8 protein-coding genes and 1 pseudogene are annotated in these 12,541 nt (G+C 69.9%); 5 read left to right on the forward strand and 4 right to left on the reverse strand.

The annotated features are described in order from the left end of the window. Positions 1 to 18 precede the first annotated feature (18 nt). Complete coding sequence (locus tag C2L58_RS13995) at positions 19 to 2,100, forward strand: McrB family protein (RefSeq protein WP_103338003.1); 2,082 nt, start codon at positions 19 to 21, stop codon at positions 2,098 to 2,100. Then, positions 2,097 to 3,290, forward strand: a complete 1,194-nt coding sequence (locus C2L58_RS14000; RefSeq protein WP_103338004.1) for an McrC family protein — start codon at positions 2,097 to 2,099, stop codon at positions 3,288 to 3,290. The genes C2L58_RS13995 and C2L58_RS14000 overlap by 4 nt, the downstream gene beginning before the upstream one ends. Positions 3,291 to 3,464: 174 nt before the next feature. Here C2L58_RS14000 and C2L58_RS14005 read toward each other — a convergent pair. The 4 genes and pseudogenes from C2L58_RS14005 to C2L58_RS14020 form a co-directional block, all read right to left on the reverse strand. Continuing rightward, a pseudogene (locus C2L58_RS14005) lies at positions 3,465 to 4,136 on the reverse strand (hypothetical protein); the annotation flags it as partial. Between the two features lie 164 nt (positions 4,137 to 4,300). Then, positions 4,301 to 6,898 carry an ATP-dependent chaperone ClpB gene (clpB, locus tag C2L58_RS14010; RefSeq protein WP_103338006.1) on the reverse strand — a complete coding sequence of 866 codons (2,598 nt, stop codon included), beginning with the start codon at positions 6,896 to 6,898 and terminating at the stop codon, positions 4,301 to 4,303. Between the two features lie 98 nt (positions 6,899 to 6,996). Beyond that, positions 6,997 to 8,184, reverse strand: a complete 1,188-nt coding sequence (locus C2L58_RS14015) for an MFS transporter (protein WP_103338007.1) — start codon at positions 8,182 to 8,184, stop codon at positions 6,997 to 6,999. A gap of 100 nt (positions 8,185 to 8,284) precedes the next feature. Then, on the reverse strand, positions 8,285 to 8,770 hold the full coding sequence (locus tag C2L58_RS14020) for a MarR family winged helix-turn-helix transcriptional regulator (RefSeq protein WP_103338008.1): 486 nt from the start codon (positions 8,768 to 8,770) through the stop codon (positions 8,285 to 8,287). Between the two features lie 255 nt (positions 8,771 to 9,025). Between C2L58_RS14020 and C2L58_RS14025 the strand changes: the two genes are divergently transcribed. The 3 genes from C2L58_RS14025 (at position 9,026) to C2L58_RS14035 (ending at position 12,453) form a co-directional block, all read left to right on the forward strand. Continuing rightward, complete coding sequence (locus C2L58_RS14025; protein ID WP_199191262.1) at positions 9,026 to 10,201, forward strand: globin domain-containing protein; 1,176 nt, start codon at positions 9,026 to 9,028, stop codon at positions 10,199 to 10,201. 357 nt (positions 10,202 to 10,558) lie between these two features. Further along, positions 10,559 to 11,662: a globin domain-containing protein gene (locus tag C2L58_RS14030; protein ID WP_103338010.1), complete on the forward strand. Its 1,104-nt coding sequence runs from the start codon at positions 10,559 to 10,561 to the stop codon at positions 11,660 to 11,662. A 74-nt stretch (positions 11,663 to 11,736) separates the two neighbouring features. Beyond that, positions 11,737 to 12,453 carry a dienelactone hydrolase family protein gene (locus C2L58_RS14035; protein ID WP_103338011.1) on the forward strand — a complete coding sequence of 239 codons (717 nt, stop codon included), beginning with the start codon at positions 11,737 to 11,739 and terminating at the stop codon, positions 12,451 to 12,453. Positions 12,454 to 12,541: the final 88 nt, after the last annotated feature.

Raw genomic sequence — 12,541 nt, forward strand, 5'->3', positions numbered from 1 at the left:
CGCACCGCGAGGAGACACATGGCCGACTCTGCGCAACTGCTCAGGGCCTGCATGGAGGTGATCCGTGACGCCGGCCCCCTCTCGCCGGAGAAGCTGTTCGCAGGCGTCACCGCCCAGCTGAGCAGCGCGCCGGACGAGCCTGACGAACCGGCGAGCCGGCGCGAACAGCTCGACCGCTGCACCGCGGAAGCCGCGACGATCGGGTGGCTCGAGAGGATCAACGGGTGGTGCCTGACCGTACCCGGCGAACTCGCCCTGGACACCTTCCCGGGTGACCAGCTGTTCGAGGAGTTCAAGCAGCGGACGAGTGAAGTCCGCAAGCAACGAGAGCTCGCTCATTCCCGCCTTTCCGGCACCGCAGCGGTGATCGCGCGGCTGGTGGACGTCGTGACTCCGGGATCGTGGAGCTCCTTCGAAGGTCTCCGGCGGGCGGCCGGCACGTCTGACGAGGACGTCACGCGCTACCTTCTGACAGCCGGCCCGGCGGGTGCGCACCGCATCCTTTACGAGGACGGATCGATCCCCGGCAGAAACCGGCTCCACGCCCGCTTTCACCACGTCGATCTGCGGGACAAGCTGGCGCTCGAAGGAGTCGAGTTCGACGCGGACGACCGCGCGTCCCAGCGGCAGCGACTCGACGTCACCGCTCTTCGCAAACGCCTGCGCTGGGGTGAGGAGGCGGCGGATTCGGTTCCCCGACGGGCTTGGCTGATCCGCGCCACGACGACGTCCGAGTCGAGCCTGGTCGGCCACTGGATCGCCGAGGGGTTCGTTTCGACGGCAGCCGACGGGCTGCGCACCCTGCCCCTGCCGGTCTCGCCCGACCTGCTGCGAGAGGTGATCGACGAAGACTTCCGGCACGAGTCCTACAACGCCAGGAACGTTCGGTTCGAGGAACTGAACGGCTTCCTGAACAGGATGAGGACCGGTGACTACGTCCTCACGTTGAGCGGCAGTTCCGCCTATTTCGGCCGGATCGCCTCCAGCCCCGGTTTCCTGGCCGATGACCGCCTGGCTCCGCTCCGGCGGTTCGCCCAATGGGAGCGGCTCACCCCGGCACCCTCACTGGACCAGCTGCCACGCTCGCTCCAGGCCCAGCTGCGCAGCACATCGTCCATCGTGGACCTCACCGAACACCTCGGTGAGATCGAGCAGGTGCTGCGTGACTTCAACGCCGAGACGGCCGAGCTGTCCACCGAACCTCGCCGGGTGCTCGCCTTTCCCGAGATCGCCGACGACGCGGCCGAGGACTTGCTGATCGAGCCCGGCTGGCTGCGGCTGCAGGCCGAATTGCTCTGGGAGTACAAGCAGCTGATCTTCCACGGCCCGCCAGGAACCGGGAAGACATATCTGGCACAGAAGCTGGCCCGGCTTCTGGCCGACGTGAACGCGGTCAAACTGGTCCAGTTCCACCCGTCGTACACCTACGAGGACTTCTTCGAGGGGTTCCGGCCGACCCAGAACAAGGACGGCAAGGTCGAGTTCGGCCTGCACCCCGGTCCGTTCCGGACTCTCGTCGATGCGGCACGCAAGAAGCCCGGCGAACCGCACATCCTGATCATCGACGAAATCAACCGGGCGAACCTCGCCAAGGTCTTCGGCGAGCTGTATTTCCTGCTCGAGTACCGCGACGAGCCGATCAACCTGCTGTATTCGACCGATACGGCCTTCACGCTGCCGGAGAACATCTTCGTCATCGGCACGATGAACACGACCGACCGGTCGATCGCCACGGTCGACGCGGCGATCCGGCGGCGGTTCGTGTTCACCGAACTCCACCCGGACGTGCCACCGACCGCCGGACTGCTGAGGCGGTGGCTGGACCGGCTGGTCGCGGCGGAGCCCGGCTCGACGTTCAACAACGACGCGCCGAAGGTGCTCGACGCGCTCAACGAGCAAGTCGGTCGCCGCGACCTGGCGCTGGGGCCGTCCTTCCTCATGCAACCGGCCATCTACCGGCGCCCCGACGGGCTGGACCGGGCGTGGGCGGCCTCGATCCTGCCGTTGCTCGCGGAGCACCACTACGCGGCCGGTCCCGGTGCGCTCGAGGAATACCGGCTCGACGTGATCAGGCGGAGCGTCAGCGGAAACGGGACATGACGGATCCGCTGGAGCTCCTGGAAACCGGCCGGTGCACCAGCCGGCTGACCGAGCCGCAGTCGCGCGCGCTGGAAGCCAGCAAGTTCGTCACCCTGACCCCACCGCGGCCGGGCGGCGACGAATGGACGATCGCGGGCAACCGCGGCTGGGTGGGGGTCTTCTGGGCCGCCGACCTGCAGGTCCGGCTGGTTCCGAAGCTCGGCATCGCCCGGCTGCTGTTCCTCGCCGGCCACGGCGTCCGTGCGTCCGACCAGTGGTACGACGAGCCGGCCGCGATGCGGACCGACGAGGGCGTCGTCCCGGCCGTCGCGAACATGCTCTGGCGGCAGGCGCGACGGGCGCTCGACACAAACCTGTTGTCGGGGTACGTCCCGGCGACGGAGACGTCCACGACGATCCGCGGCAAGGTCCGGCTGACCGATCAGCTTCGCCGGAACTACGACCGCGAGTTCCCGTTCGAGATCGGCTACGACGATTTCAGTGTCGACATCCCGGAGAACCGGATCCTGCTGGCCGCGACGACGCTGCTCTTGGAGACCAAAGGGCTCGACGCCACGTCGGCCGACCGGCTGAACGCCGTCCGGCGGACGCTGAACGGCGTGTCACCCCTGGTCCGGAACGCGCCGTTACCGCCGTGGCACCCCACCCCGCGGAACGCGCACTACCACTCCGTCCTCCGGCTCTCCGAGCTGTTGCTCGAGGCGTCTTCACCCGAGCACGGCCAAGGTGGCTTCGCGACCAATGGATTCATCTTCAACGTCGAAAAGGTGTTCGAAAGCTTCGTGACCGAAGCCGTCGACACGGCGTTGAAGGACCGGATACCCGGCCGGGGCTTCCCGCAGTACCCGTGGCACCTCGACGAGGGACGCGAGCTGAAGATGAACCCGGACCTCGTCTGGCAGATCGACGGCCGCCCGGCGGTCGTGGTCGACGCCAAGTACAAGCAGAAGCAGCCGGCCGACGACTTCTACCAGCTGCTGGCCTACTGCGCGGCGCTCGACGTCGGCCACGGCCACTTGGTCTACGCGAGCGGCAAGCCGGGCGAGGTCCGGCACCGGGCACGCGGTGGGCGGTACGAGCTCTACGCACACACGCTGGACCTGACGTGCCCACGCGCCGAACTGCTGGCCCAGATCGACCGGATCGCGGACCGGATCGCCGAGCTCAGCGGTGCGGCCGGCGTGCGCTGAGCGTCAGTCCTGCGTCGGCTTGGGTTCCGCGTCCGCGGGCGGCTGCTGGACCGGCGTCCCCGCCGCCGGGGTGCCCGGGGCCGGCGTGCTCGCGACCGGGGTGCCCGAAGCGGAAGTGCCCGAAGCCGAGGTGCTCGCGACCGGCGCACTAGACGCTGTCGCCTCGGACGGGACCGGCGCGCTCGCCTGGTGGCGGCCCGCGTCGTAGTCCTCGTCGAACGGGTCGACGATGTCCGCGATCTCGCCCAGGTCGCGCAGCAGGCGCTCGAGGCGGGACGGGCCGGCCGTCGGGACCACGCTGGCCAGCACCCACTCGTTCTCCAGCCAGGCCACGCCGACGTCGCCGCCCAGCTGGTCCGCCGCGTCGACGAGCTCCTGCGTGATCACCACGCGAGCGCCGTCCGCGTCGTCCGCGAAGGCGTACCGGGCTCCGATCGGGCCGAGCATCTCGGGCATGTCCGCGCGCTGGAACGGGACGCTGGACAGCCACATCTCGATCGGGATGCGGTGCTTCTTGTTGCAGCGCACCGCGACCACCACCGCGGGGATCTGACCTTCGGTTTCGATGTCGAAGATGAACACCGGGCGGCGGCCGTCGGAGGTGAAGGTCGAACCCGCCACCACGTTCACGGCCGCGTCCGCGCCGAAGTAGCCGATCGCGCCGTTGGACCACTGCTGCGGCAGCCGCTCGTCCTCCTCGACGAACTGCCAGCCGCGCAACTGCGCCCAGCGCATTCGCTCGCGGTTGCGCGAGCCCTCCTTCGCCCGGTCGGCGGCGAGCAGCCCCAGCCCCGCCACCAGGGCGACGGCCGCGATGACGAACCAGATCCACGCCGGAATACCCACGACCGTCAGCGTATCGCCTGCTACGCCGGAGGGATGATCGCCGGTACCCGTGTCGCCGGGCCCATTCGGAGCAATTTGGGCGACACCGGGTCGACATGTCGCCACTGTGGACGGTCTCGTGAGTGGTAAGGCGGGTTAGAACCCGCCTTACCACTCACGACCGGTCAGACGCGGGTGACGGTCAGCGCCGCACCGGCCTCCAGCTCCGGGCCGTCGACGCGCACGGTGTCGCCGTCCCGGATCTCGCCGGACAGCAGCTCCTTCGCCAGCTTGTCGCCGATCGCCGACTGGACCAGCCGCCGCAGCGGGCGGGCGCCGTAGATCGGGTCGAAGCCGTTGAGCGCGAGCCACTCGCGGGCACCGTCGGTGACCTCCAGGTTCAGCCGCCGCTGGGCCAGCCGCTTGGCGAGCCGGGCGATCTGGATGTCCACAATGGACGTCAGCTGCTCGGTGCCGAGCGAGTGGAACACGACGATGTCGTCGAGCCGGTTCAGGAACTCCGGCTTGAACTGCCGCTGCACCACGTCGAGCACCGCGTCCCGCCGCTGCCGTTCGTCGAGCGACGGGTCGGCGATCGCCTGCGAACCGAGGTTCGAGGTCAGGATCAGGATGGTGTTGCGGAAGTCCACCGTCCGGCCCTGGCCGTCGGTCAGCCGCCCGTCGTCGAGGACCTGCAGCAGCACGTCGAAGACGTCCGGGTGGGCCTTCTCCACCTCGTCGAGCAGCACCACCGAGTACGGCCGGCGCCGGACGGCCTCGGTCAGCTGCCCGCCCTGGTCGTAGCCGACGTACCCGGGCGGGGCACCGACCAGGCGCGCCACCGAGTGCTTCTCGGCGTACTCGCTCATGTCGATGCGCTGCATCGCGCGCTCGTCGTCGAACAGGAACTCGGCCAGCGCCTTGGCCAGCTCGGTCTTGCCGACGCCGGTCGGGCCGAGGAACAGGAACGAACCGGTCGGCCGGTCGGGGTCGGCGACGCCGGCCCGGGCGCGGCGCACCGCGTCCGAGACGACCTGCACGGCCTCGGCCTGCCCGATGACGCGCCGGGTCAGCTCCTCCTCCATCCGGAGCAGCTTGCCGGTCTCGCCCTCCAGCAGCCGGCCCGCCGGGATGCCGGTCCACGCGCTGACCACGTCCGCGACGTCGTCCGCGCCGACCTCTTCCTTGAGCATGACGTTCTGCTGGCTGGCCTCGCTCGCCGCGGTGGCCGCTTCGAACTCCTTCTCCAGCGCGGGGATCCGGCCGTAGCGCAGCTCGGCGGCCTTGCCGAGGTCGCCGTCCCGCTCGGCGCGCTCCGACTCGCCGCGCAGCTGCTCCAGCTGCTCCTTGAGCTCGCGAACGCGCTCGATGGAGCCCTTCTCGTTCTGCCAGCGCGCGGTCAGCGCCGTCAGCGTCTCCCGCTTCTCGGCCAGTTCGGCACGCAGGTTGGCGAGCCGCTCCTTCGACGCGGCGTCGCTCTCCTTGGCGAGCGCCATCTCCTCGATCTCGAGCCGGCGCACGGCGCGCTCGACCTCGTCGATCTCCACCGGCCGCGAGTCGATCTCCATGCGGAGCTTCGACGCGGCCTCGTCGACCAGGTCGATCGCCTTGTCCGGCAGGAAGCGCGCGGTGATGTAGCGGTCGGACAGCGTCGCGGCGGCCACCAGCGCGGCGTCCGTGATCCGGACACCGTGGTGGACCTCGTAGCGTTCCTTCAGCCCGCGCAGGATCGCGATGGTGTCCTCCGGCGACGGCTCGCCGACGAGCACCTGCTGGAAGCGCCGCTCCAGGGCGGCGTCCTTCTCGATGTGCTGGCGGTACTCGTCGAGGGTGGTCGCGCCGACCATCCGCAGCTCACCGCGGGCGAGCATCGGCTTGATCATGTTGCCCGCGTCCATCGCGCCGCCCTCGCCGGTCGCCCCGGCGCCGACGATGGTGTGCAGCTCGTCGATGAAGGTGACGACCTCGCCCGCGGAGTCGGTGATCTCCTTGAGCACGGCCTTCAGCCGCTCCTCGAACTCGCCGCGGTACTTCGCGCCGGCCACCATCGACCCGAGGTCGAGGGCGACGACGCGCTTGCCGCGCAGCGACTCGGGCACGTCCCCGGCGACGATGCGCTGGGCCAGCCCTTCGACGATGGCCGTCTTGCCGACGCCCGGCTCGCCGATCAGGACCGGGTTGTTCTTCGTGCGCCGCGACAGCACCTGGACGACGCGGCGGATCTCGGTGTCACGGCCGATGACCGGGTCGAGCTCGCCGGCGCGGGCGCGCTCGGTGAGGTCGACGCCGTACTTTTCGAGCGCCTTGAACGTGCTCTCGGGGTCCGCGCTGGTGATCCGGGCCGAGCCGCGGACCTTGGCGAACGCCTCCTGCAGCGCGTCCGGCGTCGCACCGTGGCGCTTGAGCAGGTCGGCGACCTGGCCGCCCTCGGTCGCGAGCCCGACGAGCAGGTGCTCGGTCGAGACGTACTCGTCGCCCAGCTCGGTGGCGAGCTTCTGGGCGCGCGTCAGCGACTTGACCGCGTGGGTGTCGAACTGCGGGCTCGACACGGTCGCGCCGGTCGCGGACGGCAGCGCCGCGATGAGCGGCTCGAGCTCCTTGTGCACCACCTCCGGGTCGGCCCCGACCGCGGTCAGCAGCGGTGCGGTCAGCCCCTCACCCTGCGCCAGCAGGGCGCCCAGCAGATGGGGGGCCGACACGTGCGGGTTGCCGGCCATGGTGGCCGCCTGCGCCGCGGACGAGATCGCCTGCTGGGTCTTCGTGGTCGGGTTGAAAGCGTCCATCCCTCACCTCATGCTCGGTACTGCGAGAAAGTCCTGGTGACAGGCCTGACCGTGACCCGTCACTATCCCTAACGCACGAAAACTTGAGTCTGTTCCGCTCAACTCTGCCCGGGTGCGACCGCGCTCGCCGGCAACCGCGAGCCGAGCGTGCCGAGCCCGGCCACGGCGAGACCGGCGCACGCCCCCACCAGCACCCAGGGTAACCAGTCGGCGACCGAGAACAAGGTCACCACGGCGGGCGCGATCACCTGCGCCACGGTGAACGCGTACTGGTACGCGGCGAGATAACGTCCACGGGCGACCGGAGGTGCCGCGGCCTCGGCGAGCGCCCCCGATCTCGGCCCGAAGACCAGGTCGCCGGCGGCGAACACCAGCGTCGACACCAGCAGGTACACCACCCGCCAGCCGTCGGGCACGAGCAGCACACCCAGGCTGACCAGGCACCACGCGGAGAACAACGCCGAGCCGGCGCGCATCGCCGCGATCCGCGTCAGCCGGGCGGTGAGCCGCAGCGCGAGCGTGCCGCCGACGCTGGTCAGCACGGTCAGCAGGGCGAGGATCGCGCCCGGCAGCCAGACCGGGCCCTGCAGCCGGTCGAGCACGAACACCGGCATACCGATCAGGAAGAAGTCCAGCGAGAGCCCGAAGAGCCCGCTGAAGACGATGAGGGCCAGGTACGGCCGGTCACGCAGCACGCGGACCGACCGTTCGCAGACCGGCCGGTGCGGCCGCACGAGCCGGACGAAGGAGACCAGGATCAGGGCGGCCAGGAAGAACGTCAGCGCGTCCACGACGAGCGCGATGCGGTAACCGGAGTTCCCGAGCCACGTCAGCATCGCTCCCGCCGCCAGACCGCCCAGGCCGAAGGAAGCGGCCCGCACCATCCCGACCTGGGCGAACGGGCGGTCCTTCGGGCCGTCGCCCGCGACGTCGGCGATGAGCACGAACAGGGAGCTGTAGAAGAGCTGCTGCCCGGCGGACAGCAGGACGGCCGCGACCACCACCGGGCCCGCACCGTCGGCGATCAGGTACGCCCCGACCCCCGCCGCCTGCAGCAGCTGGGCGCAGATCACCACGGCACGCGGCCCGACGCGGTCGACGAGCCGGCCGGCGAGCGGCGGCACGACGAGCCCGCCGACGGCACCCAGGGTGACGGCGGTGCCGGCCACGGCCAGCGGCACGCCGACCACCTGCGTCACGTAGACCAGTGCCAACGGGAGGAACAGACCTGAGCCGAAGTTGTCGGTCCCCAGCGCGCACAGCAGTGCGACCCGGTCACGCGTCACCCCACCGACGTTAACCCCGACGAACGCCGCCAAGTCAGGACCGAACGGACAGTATCCGCAGGCGGAAGAGCCACTTCGGGTGTGCCTCTTCCCCGCGGTGTCACTTGTTCGTGTCAGCCAGCCAGGCGTCGCTGCCGAGGGCACGGCGGAGGTCGGTGTTCATCTCCGCCAGCCGGGCGGTGAGGTCGGTGACGCGCTCGTCGTCCCAGCCGCCGAGCGCCTTCTCCATGAACTCGACGTAGTTGGCGCGCCAGCGCGCGAGCTCGGCCCGGCCCTTCTCGGACACGCTCACCAGGGACGCCCGGCCGTCTTCGGGCGCGGGACGGCGGTCGACCAGCCCGGCCGCGGACAGCTGGGTGATCTGCCTGCTGACGACCGAGAGGTCGACGAACCGGCGTTTCGCCAGCTCGGACGGCCGCGTCTCGCCGTTCTTCGCCAGGTCGGACAGCAGCATCGCGGCCGCCGGGTGCAGCCCGGGCTCGCTCTGCCAGGCTTGCATGACCCAGGCGTGCTGGAGCTGGGAAGCCGTCTTCAGCTCGCGCATGAGCTCGACCCGGACGTCGTCGTCGGTGTTGTCGAAGCCCATTCGGCACCTCCCTTAGTTGTGCCATACAAGTATATTGGTGGACGCTTGCTCGGGACAACCATCTCTCCGGTGAGGTCGCCCACGCCTGACCGGGGCGAATACACCCGGTCGGAGCAACAATGCGGGCAAAAGGGCCCCCGGCGGCTACCCTGCGGACGGGCGGTGCGCGCAGCGCAGGCGAGTAACGTTGAGTAACGAGGTGGCAGCAGTGGCGAAGGACCCCGGAGGCGGTCCCCGACCCGTGAACAACCCCTGATGACAGCCGACTCCGTCAGCCCGCTCCCCAGGTCGTCGGCCCCGCGTGAAGCCCCCGCGGCCGTGACCGCGATGGTCCGGCTCATCCGGGACAGCTGGGCCAGGTCCGAGCCGTACATCGCCGACATCTCGCAGTTCTTCTACGGGATGCTGTTCACCCTCGCCCCGACCACGCGCGACTTCTTCCCGATCAACATGGAGATCCAGCGCGGCCGGCTGGTGCGCGCGCTGGTGCACATCGTGCAGATGGTCGACCGGCCCGACGACCTCGCGCCGTTCCTGCGCCAGCTGGGCCGCGACCACCGCAAGTTCGGCGTGGTGCCCCGGCACTACGAAGCGGTCGGCACCGCGCTGCTGGCGTCGCTCAAGAACCACCTCGGCCCGGCGTGGACGCCCGAGGTCGAGCGGGCGTGGGCCGAAGCGTTCACCATCGCCGCGCGGGCCATGCAGGACGCGGCCGCGTCCGACACGAACCCGCCGTCGTGGTCGGCCACCGTGGTCGAGCACCGGCGGCTGACCTGGGACCTCGCCCTGGTGCGGCTGGTGCCCGACCAGCCCGTGCCGTACCACCCCGGCCAGTACGTGAGCGTCGAAGTGCCGCAGCGGCCGCGGCTGTGGCGGTACCTCTCGCCGGCGAACGCGCCGCGCGAGGACGGCGGCATCGAGTTCCACGTCCGCGCGATCGACGGCGGCTGGGTCTCCCGCGCCATCGTCAGCCACACCCAGCCCGGCGACGTCTGGCGCCTCGGCCCGCCGCTGGGCCGGATGACGGTCGACCGCGAGTCCTCGCGGGCCGTGCTGATGATCGCCGGCGGCACCGGCGTCGCGCCGCTGCGGTCGATCCTCGACCACCTCGCGCTGTGGGGTGAGAACCCGAAGACCCACCTCTTCTACGGCGGCCCGGCGCGCGAGGACCTCTACGACCTCGAAGAACTGCGCGCGCTCGCCGCGACGAACCCGTGGCTGACCATCACGCCGGTGGTCGAGCGCGGCGGCGACGTCCCCGGCTTCGAGCAGGGGACGCTGGCCGAAGCCGTCACGCGGTACGGCTCCTGGCCCGGCCACCACATCCTGGTGTCCGGCTCACCGGCGATGATCCGCGCGACGGTGTCGCGCATGCTGGTCGCGGGCAGCGCGCTGGACCAGATCCAGTACGACCCGTTCACGATCGACTAGCCGCCACCGGCCGCCGCAATCCGCCGTCCGGTGAACGATTCGTTACGCATCGGAAATCGATGACCGGTAACGGATGAATCCGAAGTCGTGATCATTTTTACGCAGCGACAGCCGGGGTTTACCGGGCGTACCTGAATTGGTCCGTTCGAGCGGGAACGCGCGGAATCACGCGCATCTGCACGGGAATTCGCCTACAGTCGGGAACCCTCGGGGGCGGCACCGCACGGCGACGCCGCATGCACGGCGCGAAAAAAGCCTTTGCACGACTGGAGAAAACCGTTCCCGATGAGCGCTGAATCCGTGAAGATCTCCACCATGCCCGAGACGCTTCCCGTTTCGGCTGTGGAAGGTCGAGAGATGGCCCGGTTGATTCGCGAGAGTTTCGCGGAGATCGAGCCGAAAGCCGACGAACTCGCGCAGTACTTCTACGGCGCGTTGTTCGTGGTCGCCCCCGATTGCCGTGATCTTTTCCCGGTCACCATGACGACCCAGCGAAGCCGGTTGCTGCGCGCACTGGTGTACGTGGTGCAGATGGTCGACCGGCCCGATGAGCTGGTCACTTTCCTCGGCCAGCTGGGCCGCGACCACCGGAAGTTCGCCGTCGTCTCCCGCCACTACGACGCCGTGGGCGTCGCGCTGATCGCGGCGCTGAAACGGTTCCTCAAGGAGAAGTGGACCGCCGAGGTCGAATCCGCGTGGAGCTCGGCCTACGGGCTCATCGCCAAGACGATGCGCGAGGCCGCCCAGGCGGAAACCGGGCCGGCGGCGTGGTCGGCGACCGTGCTCGAGCACCGGAAGCTCAGCCGCGACGTCGCCCTGGTCAAGGTGCGCACCGAAGGCCTGCTGCCCTACCGCGCGGGCGGGTACGTCAGCGTGGAAGTGCCGCAACGGCCGCGGTTCTGGCGGTACCTCTCGCCGGCGAACGCGCCCCGCGGCGACGGTCAGCTCACCTTCCACGTGCGCGCGGTGCCCGGCGGCTGGGTCAGCGGGAGCATCGTCAACCACACCAGGCCGGGGGACGTGTGGCACCTCGGGCCGTCGATGGGCGCCCTGAACGTCCGGCCGACGTCCGCGAAACGGCGGCTGCTGATGATCGGCGGCGGCACCGGGATCACCCCGCTGCTGGCGATCCTCGACGACCTTTCGCGCTGGAAGCGGAACCCGCCCGTGCACCTGTTCTTCGGCGGCCGGCGACCGGAAGACCTGTACGCGCTGGAGGAGCTGCGCCGGCTGGCCACGACGTCGAAGTGGCTGACGGTCACCCCGGTCACCGAGGAGGGCGCGCTGTCCGGCGGCGACCGCGGCACGCTCGGCCACGCCGTCACCCAGCGCGGCACGTGGGGCGACCACGACGTTCTCGTTTCCGGTTCGCCGCCGATGATCCAGGCGACCGTCGCCAAGCTGCTGGCCAGGGGAATCGATCTGGAACGAATATCCTACGACCCCTTCACCCTGGACTGAGGTTTGTCCGGAATGCGCTGAGAAACTCTCAGCGCGCGGCGCGGAAGCGGCGGTGGCTCGCTATCTTCGCCGATATGGAGATGACTATTCCGGTTTCGGACGGGACCATCGGCGGCTACCTGGCGGAGCCCGCGGCCGCGGGACCGCACCCGGGCGTGGTGCTCATCCACGACGCGTTCGGGCTGAGCCAGGACACGAAGAACATCACCGACCGGTTCGCCCGCGAGGGCTATCTCGCGCTCAGCCCGGACCTGTATTCGCGCGGCGGCATGTTCCGCTGCGTGCGGCGGGTGTTCTCGGACATGTTCGCCAACCGCGGCCGGGCGTTCGACGACATCGAGGCGTCCCGCGCGCTCCTCGCCGCGCGGCCGGACTGCTCGGGCCGCATCGGCGTCGCCGGGTTCTGCATGGGTGGCGGCTTCGCGCTCGTCGCCGCGTCACGCGGGTTCGAAGCGTCGGCGCCGTACTACGGGCAGCTGCCGAAGAACCTGTCGGTGCTCGACGACGCCTGCCCGGTCGTCGCCAGCTTCGGCAAGAAGGACTTCGGGCTGCGCGGCGCCGCGGCGAAGCTCGAGACGGCACTCACCGAGCGCGACATCCCGCACGACGTCAAGGAGTACCCGGACGCCAGCCACGGGTTCGCCAACAAGATCGACACCGCGGCCCCGGTGAACCTGCTGCTCAAGGTCGTCGGCTTCACCTACCACCACGAAGCGGCCGAAGACGCGTGGAGCCGAGTGACGTCTTTCTTCGGCGAACACCTGCAGCAGCCGGCCCGACCTTCGCACTGATCCGACCGGAGCAGCGGTTTCGTCGAACGGCGGTAGTTCGTTGACCGTTGTGCCCGAATCGACTTATGGTCTAGACCACGTCTTCCCC

The sequence above is a fragment of the Amycolatopsis sp. CA-126428 genome (assembly GCF_002904335.1).
Taxonomy (GTDB): Bacteria; Actinomycetota; Actinomycetes; order Mycobacteriales; family Pseudonocardiaceae; genus Amycolatopsis.

Excerpts from the sequence above, each read along its gene's own strand:
- C2L58_RS13995 (WP_103338003.1), top strand. The coding sequence starts at position 19 with ATGGCCGACTCTGCGCAACTGCTCAGGGCCTGCATGGAGGTGATCCGT.
- C2L58_RS14000 (WP_103338004.1), top strand. The coding sequence starts at position 2,097 with ATGACGGATCCGCTGGAGCTCCTGGAAACCGGCCGGTGCACCAGCCGG.
- clpB (WP_103338006.1), bottom strand. The coding sequence starts at position 6,898 with ATGGACGCTTTCAACCCGACCACGAAGACCCAGCAGGCGATCTCGTCC.
- C2L58_RS14020 (WP_103338008.1), bottom strand. The coding sequence starts at position 8,770 with ATGGGCTTCGACAACACCGACGACGACGTCCGGGTCGAGCTCATGCGC.
- C2L58_RS14025 (WP_199191262.1), top strand. The coding sequence starts at position 9,026 with ATGACAGCCGACTCCGTCAGCCCGCTCCCCAGGTCGTCGGCCCCGCGT.
- C2L58_RS14030 (WP_103338010.1), top strand. The coding sequence starts at position 10,559 with ATGGCCCGGTTGATTCGCGAGAGTTTCGCGGAGATCGAGCCGAAAGCC.
- C2L58_RS14035 (WP_103338011.1), top strand. The coding sequence starts at position 11,737 with ATGGAGATGACTATTCCGGTTTCGGACGGGACCATCGGCGGCTACCTG.